Annotated in this window: 19 protein-coding genes and 1 riboswitch; of the genes, 13 read left to right on the top strand and 6 right to left on the bottom strand. The window is 66.9% G+C overall.

The window, feature by feature from the left end; genetic code table 11:
- Positions 1–15: 15 nt before the first annotated feature.
- The 3 genes from DOM66_RS15865 to DOM66_RS15855 form a co-directional block, all read right to left on the bottom strand.
- A complete protein-coding gene (locus DOM66_RS15865; RefSeq protein WP_110690841.1) occupies positions 16–969 on the bottom strand; it encodes a 2-hydroxyacid dehydrogenase in 954 nt (317 codons plus the stop codon).
- Positions 966–2,612 carry a gamma-glutamyltransferase family protein gene (locus DOM66_RS15860; RefSeq protein ID WP_110690840.1) on the bottom strand — a complete coding sequence of 549 codons (1,647 nt, stop codon included), beginning with the start codon at positions 2,610–2,612 and terminating at the stop codon, positions 966–968. Before DOM66_RS15860 ends, DOM66_RS15865 begins: the two co-directional genes overlap by 4 nt.
- Positions 2,613–2,724: 112 nt before the next feature.
- Positions 2,725–3,708, bottom strand: coding sequence for a TDT family transporter (locus tag DOM66_RS15855; protein WP_245392463.1), 984 nt, complete (start codon positions 3,706–3,708; stop codon positions 2,725–2,727).
- Between the two features lie 182 nt (positions 3,709–3,890).
- On the opposite strand from DOM66_RS15855, the gene DOM66_RS15850 reads away from it, so the two are divergent.
- From DOM66_RS15850 to DOM66_RS15800, 10 genes are all read left to right on the top strand, one after another.
- Positions 3,891–4,796 carry a LysR substrate-binding domain-containing protein gene (locus DOM66_RS15850; RefSeq protein ID WP_110678502.1) on the top strand — a complete coding sequence of 302 codons (906 nt, stop codon included), beginning with the start codon at positions 3,891–3,893 and terminating at the stop codon, positions 4,794–4,796.
- Positions 4,797–4,852: 56 nt separating this feature from the next.
- Positions 4,853–5,041 (top strand): hypothetical protein, encoded by a 189-nt coding sequence (locus DOM66_RS15845; RefSeq protein WP_110678500.1) that lies wholly within the window; start codon positions 4,853–4,855, stop codon positions 5,039–5,041.
- 122 nt (positions 5,042–5,163) lie between these two features.
- Positions 5,164–6,378 (top strand): 5-demethoxyubiquinol-8 5-hydroxylase UbiM, encoded by a 1,215-nt coding sequence (gene ubiM / locus DOM66_RS15840; protein ID WP_110690839.1) that lies wholly within the window; start codon positions 5,164–5,166, stop codon positions 6,376–6,378.
- A gap of 126 nt (positions 6,379–6,504) precedes the next feature.
- Positions 6,505–7,410, top strand: a complete 906-nt coding sequence (gene gnd / locus DOM66_RS15835; RefSeq protein ID WP_110690838.1) for a phosphogluconate dehydrogenase (NAD(+)-dependent, decarboxylating) — start codon at positions 6,505–6,507, stop codon at positions 7,408–7,410.
- Between the two features lie 461 nt (positions 7,411–7,871).
- Positions 7,872–8,096, top strand: a complete 225-nt coding sequence (nrdH, locus tag DOM66_RS15830; protein WP_035475161.1) for a glutaredoxin-like protein NrdH — start codon at positions 7,872–7,874, stop codon at positions 8,094–8,096.
- A gap of 178 nt (positions 8,097–8,274) precedes the next feature.
- On the top strand, positions 8,275–8,679 hold the full coding sequence (nrdI, locus tag DOM66_RS15825) for a class Ib ribonucleoside-diphosphate reductase assembly flavoprotein NrdI (RefSeq protein WP_110678494.1): 405 nt from the start codon (positions 8,275–8,277) through the stop codon (positions 8,677–8,679).
- Positions 8,661–10,832, top strand: a complete 2,172-nt coding sequence (nrdE, locus tag DOM66_RS15820) for a class 1b ribonucleoside-diphosphate reductase subunit alpha (protein ID WP_232825312.1) — start codon at positions 8,661–8,663, stop codon at positions 10,830–10,832. Before nrdI ends, nrdE begins: the two co-directional genes overlap by 19 nt.
- Positions 10,833–10,906: 74 nt before the next feature.
- Positions 10,907–11,887, top strand: a complete 981-nt coding sequence (gene nrdF, locus DOM66_RS15815) for a class 1b ribonucleoside-diphosphate reductase subunit beta (RefSeq protein ID WP_110690889.1) — start codon at positions 10,907–10,909, stop codon at positions 11,885–11,887.
- Between the two features lie 160 nt (positions 11,888–12,047).
- On the top strand, positions 12,048–12,860 hold the full coding sequence (locus tag DOM66_RS19760; RefSeq protein ID WP_188115202.1) for a hypothetical protein: 813 nt from the start codon (positions 12,048–12,050) through the stop codon (positions 12,858–12,860).
- Between the two features lie 97 nt (positions 12,861–12,957).
- Positions 12,958–13,578 carry an NUDIX hydrolase gene (locus tag DOM66_RS15800; protein WP_110690836.1) on the top strand — a complete coding sequence of 207 codons (621 nt, stop codon included), beginning with the start codon at positions 12,958–12,960 and terminating at the stop codon, positions 13,576–13,578.
- Positions 13,579–13,599: 21 nt separating this feature from the next.
- Here the strand turns inward: DOM66_RS15800 and DOM66_RS15795 are convergent, their stop codons facing one another.
- Positions 13,600–14,835: a methyl-accepting chemotaxis protein gene (locus tag DOM66_RS15795; protein ID WP_110690835.1), complete on the bottom strand. Its 1,236-nt coding sequence runs from the start codon at positions 14,833–14,835 to the stop codon at positions 13,600–13,602.
- A 225-nt stretch (positions 14,836–15,060) separates the two neighbouring features.
- Between DOM66_RS15795 and DOM66_RS15790 the strand changes: the two genes are divergently transcribed.
- The 3 genes from DOM66_RS15790 (at position 15,061) to arfA (ending at position 17,149) form a co-directional block, all read left to right on the top strand.
- Positions 15,061–15,708 carry a tellurite resistance TerB family protein gene (locus DOM66_RS15790; protein ID WP_110690834.1) on the top strand — a complete coding sequence of 216 codons (648 nt, stop codon included), beginning with the start codon at positions 15,061–15,063 and terminating at the stop codon, positions 15,706–15,708.
- 324 nt (positions 15,709–16,032) lie between these two features.
- A riboswitch (yybP-ykoY riboswitch) is annotated at positions 16,033–16,193 on the top strand.
- A gap of 22 nt (positions 16,194–16,215) precedes the next feature.
- Positions 16,216–16,794 carry a manganese efflux pump MntP gene (mntP, locus tag DOM66_RS15785; RefSeq protein WP_110678636.1) on the top strand — a complete coding sequence of 193 codons (579 nt, stop codon included), beginning with the start codon at positions 16,216–16,218 and terminating at the stop codon, positions 16,792–16,794.
- A 202-nt stretch (positions 16,795–16,996) separates the two neighbouring features.
- Positions 16,997–17,149: an alternative ribosome rescue factor ArfA gene (gene arfA, locus DOM66_RS15780; protein WP_110690833.1), complete on the top strand. Its 153-nt coding sequence runs from the start codon at positions 16,997–16,999 to the stop codon at positions 17,147–17,149.
- A 78-nt stretch (positions 17,150–17,227) separates the two neighbouring features.
- Here arfA and DOM66_RS15775 read toward each other — a convergent pair whose 3' ends face one another.
- On the bottom strand, positions 17,228–17,833 hold the full coding sequence (locus tag DOM66_RS15775) for a LysE family translocator (RefSeq protein WP_110690832.1): 606 nt from the start codon (positions 17,831–17,833) through the stop codon (positions 17,228–17,230).
- Positions 17,834–18,058: 225 nt separating this feature from the next.
- Positions 18,059–18,877, bottom strand: coding sequence for an AraC family transcriptional regulator (locus DOM66_RS15770; RefSeq protein ID WP_110690831.1), 819 nt, complete (start codon positions 18,875–18,877; stop codon positions 18,059–18,061).
- Between the last annotated feature and the right edge of the window lie 15 nt (positions 18,878–18,892).

Below are 18,892 nucleotides of genomic sequence, written 5' to 3'. Positions count from 1 at the left end.
CAACTCGAACGCCTTTCAGTAGCCACGTGCGGCATCGGCGAGATCGGCGACCTCGCCGTGGGTCTCGAAGTGCTGGATATTGGCGGCGACGATGCGGCTGCCGCTCTCCGGGTCGATCAGCGAAGCGACGTGGGGCGTCACGGTGATGTCCGGGTGGTGCCAGAACGGATGCGCCTGGGGGAGCGGCTCCTGGCGGAAGACATCGAGGGTGGCGTGGCGCAACTGGCCGCTGGCGAGCGCAGCGAGCAGGTCTTCCTCGACCAGATGCGGGCCACGCCCGGCGTTGATCAGGCTGGCGCCGCGGGGCAGCCTGGCGAACAGCGCGGCGTCGAGGATGTTCTCGGTGGCGGGCGTCAGCGGCAGCAGACACACCAGGATCTCGCAGCGCGCCAGAAAGGAGGCCAGCCCCGCCGGGCCGGCATGGACCTCCACGCCCTCCAGCGGGCGCGGCGTGCGTGCCCAGCCCAGCGTCTCGAAACCGAGCCCGACCAGGGTGGCGGCGGCGCTGGCGCCGAGATTGCCGAGGCCCATGACGCCGACACGGCGCCGGGTGGCCGGCGGCACCACCTGCTGCGCCCAGCGCTGCTGGCGCTGGTTGGCGGCGATCAGTGGCATCTGACGGTGGTGGCGCAGCACGTGCAGCGCCACGTACTCGCGCATGCGCTGGGTCAGGTCCGCCCCCACGGTGCGGATGATCGGCACCCCCGGCGGCAGCTCGCGGTCGGCCAGGACGTGATCGATGCCCGCGCCCAGCGAGACGATCGCCTTGAGATGGGGAAAGGGCTTGAAGGTGCCGTCGGCGGGTCGCCAGACCACGGCATAGCGGACCGCCTCCGGGTCGCCGGGATCGTCTGCCGGGCGCAGCGTCCAGCCGGGCAGCAGCGGCGCGAGCTGGTCGATCCACCAGGCGATCTTGGCTGCATCGGGAAGCGAGACGACGATCGTGGCGCGTTCCGGCGATGTGCTCATGGGCGTACCTCCGGCGGGGTGTCGGCGAGCGGGTCGAGCTGGAACGGCGCCGGCGTGGCGCCGCCGCCGATCGGCTGGGTGGGGTCGCTGAGGCCGACACACTCGCCCGAAGCCGGATCGCGCGCCACCCCCGAGACGCAGGCGTAGAGTTTGGGAAAGACCCGCTGCTGGGCGATCTCCAGCGCAAAGCGTGACTCCAGCGCGGCCAGCGTCGCCGCGTCCAGGCGCGGGTCGACGCGTATCGAACCGCGATGGCTGGCGTCGAGACGCGGGTGATGCACGGCTTCTTCCAGGCTCATGCCGAAGTCCATCATCAGCGCCGCGACCTGGGTCACCGCCGGCATGATCAGGTTGCCACCGGAAGCGCCCACCGAGAAGCGCGCCTTGCCGTCCTTCACCGCCACCGTGGGGCACATGTTCGACGAGTTGATGCGCTTGCCGCCGGCCATGGTCGTCGGATAGCCGGGGCGCGGGTCGAAGTAGCTGACGCTGTCGTTCATCAGCATGCCGGTCTGGGGCAGCGTGACCCCGGAGCCGAAGCGGTTGAGCAGGGTATAGGTGAGCGCGACCATGTTGCCCTCGGCATCCACCGCGGACATCGACGAGGTGCAGGCGCCGTTCTCGCCGTCGCTGTGATCGCGATGCCCGGCGCTCGGCGCCAGCACGCCGGTGCGAATCTTGTGCTGGCGCCAGCACGCCTCCAGCGCCTCGGCGTAGGCCACCCAGGTCGCCGGGGTCGGCCGTGCGGGCGGCACCGGCATCGCGGTCTCGGCGTGGGCCAGCATCTCGCGCTGGCGCAGCCCGCCCGAGGCCTCCCCGGGGGTATAGAGGGTATAGCCCCGGTGCACGGCCATCATCGGCGTATATTCGCGCACCGTGTAGCCTGCCAGATCGTCTCGCGAGAGGCGTGAGCCGCCGGCCTGGAGGTCGGCGACGATCTTCGTTGCCAGTTCTCCGCGATAGAAGGTCTCGGCGCCGCCGGCGGCGATCTCGGTGAGCGTGTCGGCCAGCTGCGGTATGCGCAGGCGGCTCTCGGGCGCGGCCGGATGCCCGTCGGGCAGATAGATCGCCGCCGAGGTCGGGTCGCGGGACAGAGTGCGGGCACAGAGTGCGATCTGCAGGGTGGTGAACCAGTCGACCTGAAGGCCGCGTTCGGCCAGCGCGATGGCCGGTGCCATGACCTCGGCGCGGGGGCGCGAGCCGAAGCGCGTAAGCGCCTGGTCGAGCCCGGCCACGGCGCCGGGCACGGTGATCGAGCGATAGCCTGCGATGTTGGCGTCGTCGACCACCCCGGGAAAGCCCATCGGAGTCTTCGGCCGGCTGGGGTCGACCGGATAGTCGGCGAGACGGATGGCCTCAGCCAGCGTGCCCTGGAAATCGAGCGCCACGGCGCGCTGCTCCCGGGCCAGCCAGATCACCATGAAGCCCGAGCCGCCCAGCCCGCACATCCACGGCTCGACGGCGTTGAGGGCGTAAGCGGTGGCGACGATGGCATCGACGGCGTTGCCGCCGGCATCGAGCTGAGCCGCCCCGGCGCGGGCGGCGAGCCGGTGCTGGGCGGCCACCGCACCCCTTGGCGAGCGCACCGCCGGGGTGGTCAGGGTCCAGTTGTCGCTATCGGCATGGGGGCTGGGGAGAAGCATTGCCGGGCGGCCTCGCGCAGTCGGGTCTCTCTGCGATCATACGGCCTGTGGCGAAAAGATCACCCCGCAGGAGCGATACCTGGCCGGGCGCAGGCAGTTTTCATACCAGGCCTCAGGCGGCGCCCGCGGCCAAGCGCCAGCTACCCAGATAGAAGCCGAGATAGCGCAGCGCCACATAGCCGACGATCACGCTGGCGACGACGATCTCCAGTGTGGCCAGACCATGGACGATGGCGATGTCGTGGTGATGGAAGCCGGCCTGCTGCATCCAGGCCGCGGTCTTCACCAGTGCCGTGGCGCCGATCACCATGGGAAAGGTGAAGGCGGCGTAGCCGGGGCTGTAGGGCAGGCGCAGCAGCCTGATGAAGGCCAGGTAGATGATCAGCGTCATCAGCACCGCGATGCCGCCGAGCAGCGCCACCAGCAGCGGCGAGGGGCTGGCGACCACGCTCAGGTAGCCGGCCAGCGAAAGGCTGGCGGGGGCTGCCATGATCGCGATGGTGGGCTTGGCCGGATCGGGGATCTCGGCGGCGAAGATCAGCCGGTAGATCATCACCGGCAGCAGCACCGCATAGAGGCCCATGCCCAGGGAGAGCAGGCCCAGGGCGAGCGGATGCAGCGCGGCCACGCCGGGGAAGGCGACGTCGGCGACGATGATCCCCACCGGCGGCACGAACCACGCCGGCACCATGTGGTGCAGCTCGAAGTCGCGCACCCGATGCACCACGAAGGCGACCAGGAACAGCAGGTGCAGGGCCACCGCGACCAGCCACAGGGCCACGCCCAGGTTTGGTGCGAGCCAGGTGCCCGCGGCCTTCGATACCACCATGGTCGCCATGGCGAAGGTGGGTACCACACTGCCCACCACCGGGTGCGCCAGGTCCGCCCACAGCAGCCGTGGGTGGAGCACGAACTTGGCACTGAGCAGTGCCAGCAGCACGGCGGCGATCAGCGCGCCGCTCGCCTGTGCCACGCCGCCCAGCGGGGCGAAGCTCTCCCACGCCCAGCCCAGACTCGAGATGCCAAGGGCCAGGCCGGCCATGGGGGTGGGGGCGTGCTGCAGGCGCTGGTGCAGGGTCATCAGGCGTGTCGCCATGGGAACCTCGACGGTGAGGATGATCGAATGCCGCCCATCTTATGGCTTTTCGTGCTATCGATATATTTTAACTTTCTTCACCAGGCGTTTTATTATACTTAACGAAGTTGCCTGCCCTGCTCTGTAGACGCGATCACCCAGACACGACTCCCGAGACATCCACCGCGATGAAGAGGTATCCCATGGCCATCACCCTGCGCCAGCTCCAGGTCTTCGTCAGCGTGACCCGGGAGCGCACCCTGACCGCGGCGGCCGAACGCCTTTCTCTGAGCAAGCCGGCGCTGAGTATCGCCCTGGCCGAACTGGAGAAGCAGTGCGGGCGGACCCTGTTCGACCGCCACCGCAATCGGCTCTATCTCAACGACCAGGGGCGTCGGTTGCTGCCGCTGGCGGATGAGCTGCTGGCGCGTAGTGCCACCCTCGAGCAGCTGTTCGATGACGCCACCACGCTGGGGGGCCAGCTGCACATCGGGGCCAGCTACACCATCGGCCACCAGTTGCTGCCACGCCTGCTGCGCGACTTCCGCGATGCCACCGGCCATCATCAGCAGCAGCTCACCATCGCCAACAGCGCCGCGATCTGCACGGCCCTGGAGGCGTTCGAGCTGGATATCGGCATGATCGAGGGGCGCGTCGCCGATGCGCGCTTCGACGTCACCCCCTGGCGCCGGGATCGGCTGGTGGTGACCGCCGCCGCCGACCATCCGCTGGCGGCGGCGGGGCCACTCGAGATCGAGGCCCTGGCGGGGGAGGCGTGGCTGCTGCGCGAGCCGGGCTCGGGTACCCGCGAGCAGTTCATGCGCTATATCGCCCCGAGGCTGCCGGCGTGGCGTCCGGGGCTGGAGATCAACTCCGCCGAGGCGATCATCAATGCCGCCGCAGCGGGCCTGGGGCTGACCTGCCTGTCGCGGCTGGAGGCGCGCCATGCGCTGCGCGACGGGCGTCTGGTCGAACTCGACGTGGGCCTCGAGATGACCCGCGAGTTCAGCCTGGTGCTGCATCGCGACAAGTATCGCAGCCCGCTGCTCGAGCGTTTCGTGGCCTTCTGTCGGGCAGAGGGGAACCCCGAGGGCGATGACTTGGTCTAGTCTGATGAGAGGGCCGGATAGGGACGCCGGTCACGGGTACCGCCAAAGGAGAGGTCATGATCATCACCGTGGGTGAATTCAAACGTCTGCTCGACGCCTACGACGACAGTCTGGAGCTGAGTTTCAGCGGGCTCGAATATCACCGTCTCAAGCAGAAGGGCGATGCGCACCTCGAGGTCGAGTTCGAGGAGAAGGTGTTCAAGGACAAGCAGGGCCATACCCGGATTCACGACGACAAGTACTGACGCTCGCCGTGTGGCAAGGCGTCGGGTGCGCGCTTCCGTCGCGCCTGCGCGCCCGGCCGCGGGATTACCCGCGGCCCATTTTTGGTTATCTTGACGCCCCATCACGGTAGGGAGCGCTAGAGATGGAACGATCCAACCCCAGCACGCGGGTCGACGTCGCGATCGTCGGCGCCGGACCGATCGGCCTGTGCTTCGCCAACGCGCTGTCGCGGCGCGGCGTCAGCGCGCTGCTGATCGATCGGCAGCCGCGCGCCAGTCTCGAAGCACCGCCCAGCGACGGCCGCGAGATCGCGCTGACGCGAGCCTCGCAGGAGACCCTCGAGGCGCTCGACGTGTGGCCGCGGATACCCCATGAGGAGCGCGCGACGATGCGTGCCGCCAAGGTCTTCGACGGCCAGTCGCTGTTCGCCATGCAGATCGCGCCGCGTGCGGGGCAGGACGCCGAGCTCGGCTGTCTGGTGCCCAATCGGGTGATTCGTGGTGCGGCCCACGCCGCGCTCAGCGCAGCATCCGAGGCCCGGGCCGAGGTGCTGTGGCGCACCGAGAGCGAGGTCGAAGCCTTTGCCCCCAGCGCCGACGACACCCGGGTCGAGATTCGCCTGGCCGGGGGCGAGACCCTCGAGGCCGCGCTGCTGGTGGCGGCGGACAGCCGCTTCTCGACCACGCGCCGGGCGATGGGCATCCCCGCGCATACCTATCAGCACGGCCAGCACATGCTGGTATGCCGCATGCACCATGCACAGCCCCACGACTTCACCGCCTGGGAGTGGTTCGGCCATGGCCAGACCCTGGCGCTGCTGCCGGTGGACAGCCACTGCTCGTCGGTGGTGCTGACCCTGCCGCCGGCGCAGATGGATGCGCTGATGACGCTGCCCCAGGCCGACTTCGAAACCGAAATCACTCGCCGTCTCGAGGGGCGTCTGGGGACGATGACCCAGGCCGCCGAGGCGCGTCGCTACCCGTTGGTCAGTGTCTACGCCGAGCGTTTCGTGGGGCCGCGCCAGGCACTGCTCGGCGATGCCGCGGTGGGGATGCATCCGGTCACCGCCCACGGCTTCAACCTCGGCCTCGAGGGCGTGCGCCGTCTCGCCGGGCTGATCGGCGATGCCCGCGAGGCGGGGCAGGATATCGGCGCGCCCCGGCTGCTGGCGCGCTACCAGCGCGAACAGCGTCTGGCGACCGGGCCGCTGTTCGCCGCCACCTTGGCGATCGTCGGCCTCTACACCGATGAACGTCCGCCAGCACGGCTGCTGCGCAAGGCCATACTGCGCGCCGGTGAAGCCGCCTGGCCGGTGCGGCGGCTGATCGCCGGCCATCTGATGCGCTCTGCAGGCTAGTAGGCGGGTGATCGCCACCGGCAGGAGGATTTTCCGCTAGGCTCTGAAACATCTCATCGTCGTGCCCCAGTGCATGGATATCGATAGGTCGGTGGCGCGGCTCGAACCCTCGAAGGAGGATGTCACATGGAACTCGCAATGGTGGGGCTGGGGCGCATGGGCGCCAATATGGCCGAACGGCTGGTACGCGGCGGACATCGGGTGGTCGGTTCCGATCCGAGCTCGGAGGCGCGCGCCAAGGCGGCGGACAAGGGCATCGAGCCGGCTGAATCGCTGGCAGCGGCGATCGAGGCGCTGCCGTCGCCGCGGATCGTGTGGCTGATGGTGCCGGCGGGGGATCTCGTCGACAAGCTGCTCGCCGAACTCGAACCGCTGCTGGCGGCGGACGATGTGGTCATCGATGGCGGCAACTCGCGCTACCAGGACAGCCTGCGGCGGGCCGAGCGCGCCGGCGAGCGGGGCCTGCACTTCGTCGATGTGGGTACCAGCGGCGGGGTCTGGGGGCTCGCCGAGGGCTACAGCATGATGATCGGCGGCGAGGACGACGTGGTCGACTCGCTCACGCCGCTGTTCGAGACCCTGGCGCCGGCGGCGGACAAGGGCTGGGGGCATGTCGGTCCTGCCGGTGCCGGCCACTTCACCAAGATGGTCCACAACGGTATCGAGTATGGCCTGATGCAGGCCTACGCCGAAGGCTTCGCGATCATGAGCAAGAAAGCGGAGTTCGGCGTCGACCTGCACCAGGTCGCCGAGATCTGGCGCTACGGCAGTGTGGTGCGTTCATGGCTGCTCGACCTGACCGCCGATGCGCTGGACAAGAACCCTTCCCTCGAGGGCATCGCGCCCTACGTCTCGGACTCCGGCGAAGGACGCTGGACCGTGGCCGAAGCGCTCGAGCTTGACGTCAGCGCGCCGGTCATTACCCTCTCCCTGCTCGAGCGCCTGCGCTCGCGGGAGGAGAACTCCTTCGGTGACAAGCTGCTCGCCGCGATGCGCAATGAATTTGGCGGTCACGCGATCAAGTCGGACTAGGCTCCGTCTAATACCCCGGCTCTCTCCGGGGCGGGCTTGTCAGACAGGGGCTATTGGATAGTGTCTATTGGATAGCGTCTATCGGCTAGGATCGACCAGAGAGTGCGCTACCAGATGTAGTATCCCGAACGCGCCGTTCGCTACCAGTCGAACGGCGCGTTCGACGTTTTTGGAGGCCCTTTTCTGCCGTTCTCGAGGGCTTTCCACCTCCGCGGGAGAAATTTTCGGCCCTTGACAAGGCGTGAGGCGCACAACGGTGGGCCCTCCCGAAGGGGTCGAAAATATCCACAGGGAATACACAGAAAAAAACCACATCTATGCTTGGAAAAACGCCAGGCTACCATATATAGTGTTTTTCCAGAGGCGGCGGACACCACGCAACGGGCGTCCAGACGCCGCCAAGGCCCGCACCATCGGCCAGCGATGGGCGCTATTCCCTATCACGGATGGTAATGATTATCATGAGCATCACGATCTATAGCAAACCCGCTTGCGTCCAGTGCAACGCCACTTATCGCGCGCTGGACAAACAAGGGATCGACTATACCGTGGTCGACCTGACCCAGGACGCCGCTGCCATGCAGCGTGTGCAGGATCTCGGTTACCGTCAGGTGCCGGTCGTGGTGGCAGGTGATGATCATTGGGCCGGTTTCCGCCCGGACAAGATCAGCACGCTGGTCGCCTGATTCGTTGTTCCCGGGGCGCCCGCCCCGGATGGCACGGACCGCGCCAGGCGCGCCGGTCCGGTCTGGAGAGCGCGGCAGAGCGGCCGCTGCATGGCATCGCCACGCGCTCGCAGAGAGTCTCCAGGCCGCAGTCGAACCCGACACGACCTGAATCGCGCAGAAGCGCAGGGGAGTCGTCATGGCTGAGCTGGTCTACTTTTCGACCAAATCAGGCAACACGCGACGCTTCGTGGAAAAGCTCGGCCTGCCGGCCAGCCGGATCCCGCTCAACCGCGATGATCCGCCGCTGCGCGTCGTAGCACCTTATATTCTCATCGTGCCCACCTACGGCGATGGCGAGCCACGCACGGCGGTACCGCCGCAGGTGATCCGCTTTCTCAACGATGAGCACAACCGGTCGCTGATCCGCGGGGTCATCGCCGGTGGCAACGCCAACTTCGGGGCGGCATTCGGTCTGGCTGGCCGGGTGATCGCGCAGAAGTGCCAGGTACCGTATCTCTACCGTTTCGAGCTGATGGGCACCGATGAGGATGTCCGTCGCGTCCTTGCAGGGGTGAATGAATTTTGGAAACGCTCAGCCTAGAAAAAGAGACGGCAGCGCGATCGCCCGCCGATCACAATGCCAAGACGCTCGACTACCATGCGCTCAACGCCATGTTGAACCTGTATGACGCCGAAGGGCGTCTGCAGCTCGACAAGGATCGCGAGGCCGCGCGTCAATATTTCCTTCAGCACGTGAACCAGAACACCGTGTTCTTCCACTCGCTGAAGGAGAAGCTCGACTATCTGGTGGAAGAGGGCTACTACGAGCAGGAAGTGCTCGACCAGTACGACTTCGCCTTCGTCACGGCGCTGTTCGATCAGGCCTATGCGGTCAAGTTCCGCTTCCAGAGCTTCCTGGGCGCTTTCAAGTACTACACCAGCTACACGCTCAAGACCTTCGACGGCAAGCGCTATCTCGAGCGCTTCGAGGATCGCGTGTGCATGGTCGCACTGTCGCTGGCACGCGGTGACGAGACCCTGGCGCGCCAGCTGGTCGAAGAGATCATCCACGGGCGTTTCCAGCCGGCTACCCCGACCTTCCTCAACTGTGGCAAGCGTCAGCGCGGCGAGCTGGTCTCCTGCTTCCTGCTGCGCATCGAGGACAACATGGAGTCCATCGGGCGCTCCATCAACTCGGCGCTGCAGCTCTCCAAGCGCGGCGGCGGGGTGGCGTTCTCGCTCTCCAACATTCGCGAGGCGGGGGCGCCGATCAAGCGCATCGAGAACCAGTCCTCCGGCATCATTCCAATCATGAAGATGCTCGAAGACGCCTTCTCCTACGCCAATCAGCTGGGCGCGCGTCAGGGTGCCGGGGCGGTCTATCTCAACGCCCACCACCCGGACATTCTGCGTTTCCTCGACACCAAGCGCGAGAACGCCGACGAGAAGATCCGTATCAAGACGCTCTCGCTGGGTATCGTGATGCCGGACATCACCTTCGAGCTGGCCAAGCGCAACGAGGACATGTACCTGTTCTCGCCCTATGACGTGGAGCGCATCTACGGCGTGCCCTTCGGTGACATCAGCATCACCGAGAAGTACGACGAGATGGTCGACGACGGCCGTATCCACAAGAAGAAGATCAACGCCCGCGAGCTGTTCCAGACCATCGCCGAGCTGCAGTTCGAATCCGGCTACCCGTATCTGATGTTCGAGGACACGGTCAATCGCGCCAATCCGATCCACGGCCGGATCAACATGTCCAACCTGTGTTCGGAGATCCTGCAGGTCAACACCCCGACCGAGTACGACGACGACCTCGGTTATCGTCAGATCGGCGAGGACATCTCCTGCAACCTGGGCTCGCTCAACATCGCCAAGACCATGGACTCGCCGGACTTCGGCGCCACCGTGGAGACCGCGATCCGCGGCCTGACGGCGGTCTCCGAGATGAGCCATATCTCCTCGGTGCCGTCGATCGCCGAAGGCAACGCCAAGTCCCACGCGATCGGCCTGGGGCAGATGAACCTGCACGGCTACCTGGCCCGCGAGCGTATCTTCTACGGTAGCGAAGAGGGGTTGGATTTCACCAACATCTACTTCTACACCGTGGCGTTCCACGCCATTCGTGCCTCCAACCGCATCGCCATCGAGCGTGGCACGCGCTTCGCCGGCTTCGAGCAGTCGACCTATGCCAGCGGCGAGTACTTCGACAAGTACACCGAGCAGGCGTGGGAACCCAAGACCGAGAAGGTGCGCGGGCTGTTCGAGAAGAGCGGCATCCACGTCCCGACCCAGGACGACTGGCGCGAGTTGAAGGCATCGGTGATGGCCCATGGGCTGTTCAACCGTAACCTGCAGGCGATCCCGCCCACCGGTTCGATCTCCTACATCAACAACTCGACGTCGAGCATCCACCCGGTCACGGCCAAGGTCGAGATCCGCAAGGAGGGCAAGCTGGGCCGCGTCTACTACCCGGCGCCCTACCTGACCGACGACAACCAGGCCTACTACCAGGACGCCTACGAGCTCGGCCCGGAGAAGATCATCGACACCTACGCCGAGGCGACCCAGCACGTCGACCAGGGCCTGTCGCTGACGCTCTTCTTCCGCGACACCGCGACCACGCGTGACGTCAACAAGGCGCAGATCTACGCCTGGCGCAAAGGCATCAAGACGATCTACTACATTCGTCTGCGCCAGGCCGCGCTGGAAGGGACGGAAGTCGAAGGTTGCGTCTCCTGCACGCTCTAAGCCCGACTGTCTGAATTGTTGGAACGCGCCGGCGCTCGCGCCGGCGTCAACCGAACGAGAACATGCTCATGGATATGCCCGCGACCTCTGCAGCCCGCCATCTGAGCCGGGTCGATGCGATCAACTGGAACCGCCTTCAGGATGACAAGGACCTGGAGGTCTGGAACCGTCTGACCGGCAACTTCTGGCTGCCGGAGAAGATTCCGCTCTCCAACGACATCCCGTCCTGGAACACCCTGACCGAGCAAGAGCAGCAGCTGACCATTCGTGTCTTCACCGGTCTCACCCTGCTCGACACCATCCAGGGGACGGTCGGCGCACCGACGCTGATCGAGGATGCGGTGACCCCCCACGAAGAGGCGGTGATCACCAACATCAGCTTCATGGAGTCGGTCCACGCGCGCTCCTACAGCTCGATCTTCTCGACGCTGTGTGCCACCCGCGACGTCGACGACGCCTACCGCTGGAGCGAGGAGAACCCCTTCCTGCAGAAGAAGGCGGAGCTGATCCTCGAGCGCTACCGCGCCGAAGACCCGCTGATGCGCAAGGTCGCCAGTACCTTCCTCGAGTCGTTTTTGTTCTACTCCGGCTTCTACCTGCCGATGTACTGGTCCAGCCGCGCCAAGCTGACCAACACCGCCGACCTGATCCGCCTGATCATTCGTGACGAGGCGATCCACGGCTACTACATCGGCTACAAGTTCCAGCGCCAGCTCGCCCAGTTGCCGACGGAGCGCCAGGAAGAGATCAAGATCTACGCCTATGAGCTGCTCCACGAGCTCTACGACAACGAGGTGAGATACACCGAGGCGCTCTACGACGATGTCGGCCTGACCGAAGACGTCAAGAAGTTCCTCCACTACAACGCCAACAAGGCGTTGATGAACCTGGGCTTCGAAGCGCTCTTCCCGGCCAGCGTCACCGACGTCAGCCCGGCGATCCTCGCCGCGCTCTCGCCGGGTTCCGATGAGAACCACGACTTCTTCTCCGGCTCCGGCTCCTCCTACGTGATCGGCAAGACGGTCAGTACGGAAGACGAAGACTGGGCGTTCTGAAGCTCGGCAACCTCTCCGGTCGACTCATGCCAAACCGCCCCACCTGGGCGGTTTGGCGCGTCTGGGGTCGAGCTTCCATGCTCGCTGCACACTGTGTGCATGAAGTGCGACGATAGTGAGGGTGCACCGTATCCCGGTGCGCCACTGGAGTCGTGTCGTCATGCAAGCAAGGTCCAAGTCACTGTTCGCGCTCGCCGTTACCCTCACCGCACTGTCACCACTGGCGCTGGCTGCACCCCCCGAGCAGCCGCAGCCGCCGGCCCCCCATAGCGCCAAGCCGACGCACGCCACCGCGTTGAAGGATGCCGTGGTCGCCAGCTGGTCGCTCGATCAGCAGCAGCAGGCCGCGCTGACCCGGGCGGATACTGATTTCCGTGACGGCCTGCACAAGCTGCGCGGCGATGGCCCCCAGGCGGCTCCTGAGCAGCGCCGTGCCGCGCTCGATGCGCTGCTCGACCAGCAGCGCCAGCAGCTCGCCAAGGTGCTGGATCCGGCACAGCTGCGCGCCTATCTGATGCTGGAACGGCAAGCGGCGATGCCACGCCACCCGGGGCCGCGCCGCGGTCACGATCCGGCGGCCCTGGACGCCGACCTGAAGGCGCGCTTCACGCCGCTGTTCGCGACCTGGCAGCTCGCCCCGCAGCAGCGTGCGGAAGTGCTCAACGCCCAGCGTACCTTCTTCGATGGCCTGCACCAGCTCAAGCGGCCCGATGCCGCGCCTGACGCCGAAGCTGGCGATCCGCGCGGCGAGCGCTTCAGACGCCTGATCGAGCAGCGCCACAGCGCCCTGGCCCAGGTGCTGAGCCGGGACCAGGTCACCGCCTTCGAGGCGCTGACCCAGCCGCCGCGGCCGCCCCACGCCGGGCAGCCGCCGGCCCCCGATGCGCCGCCGGCGCCTCCTGCGCCCGGCACGCCCTCGGCACCGCCAGCGCCCGACGCGCCGCCGGCTCCCGGCACGCCGCCAGCGCCCTGAGTCGCACCACCAGGCCCTTCTCAGGAAGGGCTTTTTTGTGCGTGCCACAAGTGCACTTGCTAGTCTGAGACCTTCACTCGCCGCAGGATGGACCCCCATGGAAGATCAATGGCTGAGCTGGGCCAAGCGTATTTCCGCGCTCGCCGATACCGGGCTGCATTACTGCCGCGACACCTTCGACCGGGAACGTTACGAGGAGTTATCTGCGCTCTCGCGCGAGATGATGGCGGCGCTGGGCGACGCTACCCCCGAGCGTATCGCCACGGCGCTGGGTCCGCGTGAGGGCCATGTCACGCCCAAGATCGACGTGCGCGCGGCGGTCATCGAGAAAGGTTGCATTCTGCTGGTACAGGAGCGTTCGGATAGCCGCTGGACCTTGCCCGGTGGCTATGCCGAGGTGGGCGTGTCGGCCGCGGACAATACCTGCAAGGAGGTGTGGGAGGAGGCCGGGATACGGGTGCGCGTCAAGCGGCTCTATGCCATCCGCCACAAGGCACGGCACGCCTATCCGCCGGATGTGCTCGACTTCTACAAGCTGTTCTTCCTCTGCGAGCGGCTCGACGACGCCGCGCTGGACCCCGGGCACGAAGTGCTGGATGCCGCCTACTTCGCGCCCGACGCGCTGCCGCCGCTCTCGACGCCGCGGGCGATCGCCCGCGACATCGAGGATGCCTTCGCTTTTCATGCCCAGCCGCAGCGGCCCACGATCATCGACTAGCGAATTCAGCCGACGAGGCGTCTAGAACGCTTCCCACTCGGCGGTCTCCGCCTCGCGGCGCCGGGCCGGCTGGGCGCTTGCAGGTTTGGCGCTCGCCGCCGGCAGCGGCGCGGCCTGCGGGCGCTGCGGGCTGGCCACGGCGCTGGCATCGAGGCGGAACACCGCGACCACCGACTGCAGCTCGTTGGCTTCTTCTTCCAGCGCCCGCGCGGCGTTGGCGGCCTGCTGCACCAGCGCGGCGTTCTGCTGGGTGACCTGGTCCATCTGGGTCACTGCCTGGTTGACCTGGGTGATGCCGTGGTTCTGCTCCTCCGAGGCCGCCGCGATCTCGTGCATGATCTCGCTGACCCGGGTGATCGAGTTGACGATGTCCTGCATCGTCGTGCCGGCCTTGTCGGCCAGAGCGGCACCGCTCTCGACCCGCTCGGCGGAGCGCTGGATCAGGTCGCGGATCGCCTTGGCCGCATCGGCGGAGCGCCTGGCCAGTGTCTGCACCTCGTTGGCGACCACGGCGAAACCGCGGCCCTGCTCGCCGGCGCGGGCCGCCTCCACCGAGGCGTTGAGGGCGAGGATATTGGTCTGGAACGCCACCGAGTCGATGGCGTCGAGCAGCGTCACCGCCTGGCGCGAGTTCTCGCTGATCGCGTGCATCGTGCTCACCACGCCGCCGACCACCTCGCCACCGCGATTCGCCACGTCGGTGGCCTCGCTCGCCAGCTGGCTCGCCTGGACCGCGTTGTCGGCGTTCTGGCGCACGGTCGAGGTCAGCTGCTCCATGCTGGCAGCGGTCTCTTCCAGCGATGCCGCCTGCTGCTCGGTGCGCGAGGAGAGGTCGGTGTTGCCCTGGGCGATGCCGCTGGCGCCGTCGAGCACGTTGTCGCAGGCGTTGCGGACGTTGCCGACGGTGCTCGAGAGATGGCTCTGGGTCTGCGCCATGGCCGCGAACAGCCGCCCGATCTCATTGTTGCCGCGACGCTCCACCGGCACTGACAGATCGCCGGTGGCGAGCTTCTCGCAGTGCGCCACCAGGCGCTCCAGCGGACGAATCACGTTGACCGTCACGCCCCACAGCACGATCGCCACCAGAACCAGGGTCGCCACCACCGCGGCGGCAATGCCGGCGTTGATCAGGGCCGGCGAGACATCGGTGTTGACGGCGTAGGCGGCCAACCCCGCGACCCCCAGCACCAGGAGTGTGAATGCCAACAGTACCAGCAGCCAGCTGGTCTTCACGGTCATGTCTGCGAGACGTTTCATGCTTGGTTCACCTGCCTTCCCTTAGTATCCGAGTGCCGGGCGTCACCACGCAGGTGTCGGCCGGAACGGCGCCGATTCGCGTGGGCGCCGAATACGCTTTATCGGCGCTTGCGCCAGCGCCTTGAGTACCCGTCGCTGCGGCAAACTGGCACACCTGGCCGGCGCCGTGGCTGGGGGCCACGCTGGCGGCCTCACTTCTTCTCGACAGGCAGCGGAGTACAGCAGATGAACGCACAACGGATCCTTTCCCAGCTCATGCAGCAGGCGGGTAGCGGTCAGCGCCAGAAGGCCGGCGGCAACGGCATCGACGTCAAGTCGCTGCTCGGCGGCGGCGCGTTGGGCCTGCTGGTGGGCAGCAAGCGCGGGCGCAGCCTGGGCGGCAAGGCGATCAAGTACGGCGCGCTGGCCGGCCTGGGCGCCCTGGCCTGGAAAGCCTGGCAGGCGCATCAGGAGCAGAAGTCGGCGCCCGCCGAGGCGACGACCGCCACCGACCAACCGCTGGAGCAGCTCTCCGGCGAGCGCCAGGAGACCCGCAGCCTGTCGATTCTGCGAGCGATGATCGCGGCGGCGCGCGCCGATGGCCATATCGACGCCGCCGAGCGCGCCGCCCTGGGCGAGCAGATCGATGCCCTGGGGGCGGATGATGAGCTGCACGCCTGGGTCGAGCGCGAGATGTCGGCGCCGCTGGATGCCGAGGCGATCGCGCGCGATGCCGACTCGCCCCAGGCGGCCCGCGAGCTCTATCTTGCCAGCGTGGCGATCATCGACGACCAGAACCCGATGGAGAAGGCGTGGCTCGACCAGCTGGCGCAGGCGCTGTCACTGGATAGCGAGATGCGCCAGGCCCTCGAACGAGAGGTGCACGCGGTCTGAGCCGTGTGCGGTCGTGGGCGGGTGGGGCGCCCTCAGGCGGGGCGGGGAGAGCCGGCGCCTTCGATGACGACGGTATTGAGGGATACGCGCATGGCGACGTTGACCTGTCACCTGCGCTATTCGCGTGGCGAGATCGCCTCGGAACGGCTGCGCGGCTGGATCGCCACGGTACTGACGGCTTGCTGCTGAGGCGGTTGCGCAACCCCATGTTCAAAGTTCAACTTGGGTGAACTTGATTAACGCCGACGACATGAATTAACCGTGGTGTATTTTTCCCTTTAAATTCAATCATTTATTGAAAATGCTCGGGGTGATGGCTATAGTCTGAGTCTCTTTGGGGAGTAGCCGGTCGCTGGCGTGCAGATCTTGGTCCAGCGGCGTGCGTGTCAACACACTCGGCCCTGGCCGTGGCACGTACACCGATCTCGGTTGGCGAGACCATTGACACCCGCGGCGCAGAGTCGGGCCTGGTGGGTGTCGTGGTTCAACTACCGGCTGGACGACGCCATGAATCCCGCATCTCTTGTCTTGCTCGCCTTCGCGATGTCGACCGACGCCTTTGCCGCGTCGATCGGCAAGGGCGCCTCGCTCAAGCGCACGCGATTTCCCGAGGCGCTGCGCATCGGCGTGATCTTCGGCACCATCGAGGCGATCACCCCGGTGATCGGTTGGGCCATCGGTCTGGCGGCGACCCATTTCGTCTCCGAGTGGGATCACTGGATCGCTTTCGTGCTGCTGGCCGGTCTCGGTTCGCACATGATCTGGGCCGGACTCAAGCCCGACGACCCGCGGGCTCAGGAAGACGCGGATGTCCCGGCACGGCGTTCGTTCTGGCTGGTGGCAGCCACCGCCCTGGCCACCAGCATCGATGCCATGGCGGTCGGCGTCACACTGGCCTTCGCTGATATCAATATTCTGGTCGCGGCGATGGCGATCGGCCTGGCCACCACGCTGATGGTCACCATCGGGATCATGCTCGGCCGCGCCATCGGCTCGCTGATCGGCAAGCGCGCCGAGATCGGCGGTGGTCTGGTGATGATCGTGATCGGCTGCATGGTGCTCTATCAGCATCTCGCCGGTGCCTGAGCGATAGCGGGCCCCGCCCGCACGGCAAGGTAGACGTCAACGGCCACCCTCGGTGGCCGTTGGCATTTGGCGCCTGCCGTTGGCGCGTTTCCCAGGAGATCGGGTGCCGGCAGGTTCGAACCACCAGGCTTGAATTGCCAGGCTGCTTTCTCCATCTTGATCACGCATTTCGATCAGCCACCCTGAACCTCAAGGAGCTTCCATGACTCGTCAGCCGATCCGCGACAACGCGCTCAAGGCCGCGTTACGCACACCGCAGTTTCGCCAGCAGCAGCAGACCCCCAAGAAGGGCAAGGGCAGCTATTCACGCAAAGGCCGTGATGCCCAAGGGGGGCGCCATCGCCAAGCGGCCTGAGAGGCCGTTTCGCCATGGCGCTTTCCTGTCACCCCGCAGACTGCTTGTCCTCTCGTCATCTTCTCGCCGCCTACCGCCTCAGCCCGGCATCAGCACGCTCCACCACGCCACCAGCAGCAAAACCAGCGCCAGCGCGCGGTTGAATAGCCGCCACTGCGCCGGAGAGCGCAGCAGTCGCGCGGCGCCGTCTCCCATCGCCCCCCAGGCTGCCAGGCAGGGCATGGCCAGGGTGGCGAAGATCGCTGCCAGGCCCGCGATCGCGACCGGGGTGACATGATGCGGGGCGAACACGCCCACCACTGCCAGTGCCATCAGCCAGGTCTTGGGGTTGATCAGCTGCAGTATGGCCGCCTGCCTGGCGCCGAAGTTCGGCGCTCGCATACCCTCAGCGCGCTCCGTCGAGGGTGCCGGGGCGTGGTAGAGACGCCATGCCAGCCAGCTCAGCCAGACGACGCCCAGCCAGCTCAGGGTCAGGTTTGCGTAGGGCCGGCTGATCAGCAGCTGGCCCAGGCCCAGCCCCACCAGCAGCACGAGGGTGGCGGCGGCCAGGCTGGCACCGATGACCGCCGGCAGGGTACGCCGGAAGCCGTGATGCAGCCCCTGGTGCAGAATCAGCAGATTGGTCGGCCCCGGGGTGATCGAGGCGACGATGGCGAACAGCGCGAAGGGTAACCAGTTCGGCATGGGGTGGCTCCATGGGACAGCGGGAGCCCCGACTATCGCCTGGCGCGGCTGACGCGTCTGGAAGATCTGAGCAGAGCCGGTAGGCCGGTGGGGTTGGGTCGAGGTGACGGGATCGGCCGGTTCGGGTCTACGGGGTCGAGTCGATGGAATCGGGGCGAGAGGGTTGAGTCGACAGGGTTGGGTCGATGGAATCGGGTCGACAGGAGTGGATCGACTCAAGGCCGCTCAGCGGCGACGACGGTAGTCCGCAGGGGTGAGGCCGTAGGCGCGCCGGAACCAGCGCCCCAGATGGCTCTGATCGGCGAAGCCGAAGCGTGCCGCGACCTCGGCCGGGGCATCGCCCACGGCCAGGCAGCGGCGCGCATGGGCGAGTCGCAGCTGTACCAGGTAGGCGTGCGGCGCCAGCCCGAAGGCGGCCTTGAAAGCGCGGCTGAGACGGAAACGATCGACGCCGCAGTGGGCGGCGAGCGTCTCCAGGCCGATATCCTGCTCGCAGTGGGCGTGCAGATAGTCGCGGGCCAGACGCGCGGTGCGCGGCAGGCGTGGGTCGCCCAGGGCGCGCTCGTGCCAGCCCAGGTGGGGCAGCATGCCGCGCAGCACGGCGTCGAGATGCGTCTCCTTGGCCAGCTGCCAGCCGGGCATGCGCAGAGCGCTGAAGGCCGCAGCCACCTGGCGCGCCAGCTCCGGGTCGTCGGCCAGGGTGCGCCGGAAGCCGGGTTCTCCGCTGCTGACCGGGGCATCGCCGAACTGGCGCAGCTCACGCTGCAGCCAGGCCGGGTCGAGATAGAGCATGGCGTAGGTGAACCCGCCCGCGGCCGGCGCGTGACCGTCGTGGAGCTCGCCGGGCTCGACGAAAAACAACCGCCCCGGGGTGCTGTCGTGGCGCCGTCGCCGGCAGTGGAATTGCTGCACGCCCTGTTCGGTGAAGCCGACCAGGTAGCTGTCGTGCCAGTGGGGATCGTAGGCGTGGCCCTCGAAGTGGGCGCGCAGGGTCTCGATACCGCTAGCGTGGCGCTGCAGATCGATCCACCCGGTCGAAGACATGCTCATCCTCCTGGA

It is taken from the genome of Salinicola endophyticus (assembly GCF_003206575.1).
GTDB classification, from domain to species: domain Bacteria; phylum Pseudomonadota; class Gammaproteobacteria; order Pseudomonadales; family Halomonadaceae; genus Salinicola; species Salinicola endophyticus.
The sequence above is the reverse complement of the archived record's forward strand: the minus strand, read 5'-3'. Positions and strand labels throughout refer to the sequence as shown.

Coding starts and splice junctions, on each gene's coding strand:
- DOM66_RS15865 (WP_110690841.1), bottom strand. CDS start 969: ATGAGCACATCGCCGGAACGCGCCACGATCGTCGTCTCGCTTCCCGAT.
- DOM66_RS15860 (WP_110690840.1), bottom strand. CDS start 2,612: ATGCTTCTCCCCAGCCCCCATGCCGATAGCGACAACTGGACCCTGACC.
- DOM66_RS15855 (WP_245392463.1), bottom strand. CDS start 3,708: ATGGCGACACGCCTGATGACCCTGCACCAGCGCCTGCAGCACGCCCCC.
- DOM66_RS15850 (WP_110678502.1), top strand. CDS start 3,891: ATGGCCATCACCCTGCGCCAGCTCCAGGTCTTCGTCAGCGTGACCCGG.
- DOM66_RS15845 (WP_110678500.1), top strand. CDS start 4,853: ATGATCATCACCGTGGGTGAATTCAAACGTCTGCTCGACGCCTACGAC.
- ubiM (WP_110690839.1), top strand. CDS start 5,164: ATGGAACGATCCAACCCCAGCACGCGGGTCGACGTCGCGATCGTCGGC.
- gnd (WP_110690838.1), top strand. CDS start 6,505: ATGGAACTCGCAATGGTGGGGCTGGGGCGCATGGGCGCCAATATGGCC.
- nrdH (WP_035475161.1), top strand. CDS start 7,872: ATGAGCATCACGATCTATAGCAAACCCGCTTGCGTCCAGTGCAACGCC.
- nrdI (WP_110678494.1), top strand. CDS start 8,275: ATGGCTGAGCTGGTCTACTTTTCGACCAAATCAGGCAACACGCGACGC.
- nrdF (WP_110690889.1), top strand. CDS start 10,907: ATGCCCGCGACCTCTGCAGCCCGCCATCTGAGCCGGGTCGATGCGATC.
- DOM66_RS19760 (WP_188115202.1), top strand. CDS start 12,048: ATGCAAGCAAGGTCCAAGTCACTGTTCGCGCTCGCCGTTACCCTCACC.
- DOM66_RS15800 (WP_110690836.1), top strand. CDS start 12,958: ATGGAAGATCAATGGCTGAGCTGGGCCAAGCGTATTTCCGCGCTCGCC.
- DOM66_RS15795 (WP_110690835.1), bottom strand. CDS start 14,835: ATGAAACGTCTCGCAGACATGACCGTGAAGACCAGCTGGCTGCTGGTA.
- DOM66_RS15790 (WP_110690834.1), top strand. CDS start 15,061: ATGAACGCACAACGGATCCTTTCCCAGCTCATGCAGCAGGCGGGTAGC.
- mntP (WP_110678636.1), top strand. CDS start 16,216: ATGAATCCCGCATCTCTTGTCTTGCTCGCCTTCGCGATGTCGACCGAC.
- arfA (WP_110690833.1), top strand. CDS start 16,997: ATGACTCGTCAGCCGATCCGCGACAACGCGCTCAAGGCCGCGTTACGC.
- DOM66_RS15775 (WP_110690832.1), bottom strand. CDS start 17,833: ATGCCGAACTGGTTACCCTTCGCGCTGTTCGCCATCGTCGCCTCGATC.
- DOM66_RS15770 (WP_110690831.1), bottom strand. CDS start 18,877: ATGTCTTCGACCGGGTGGATCGATCTGCAGCGCCACGCTAGCGGTATC.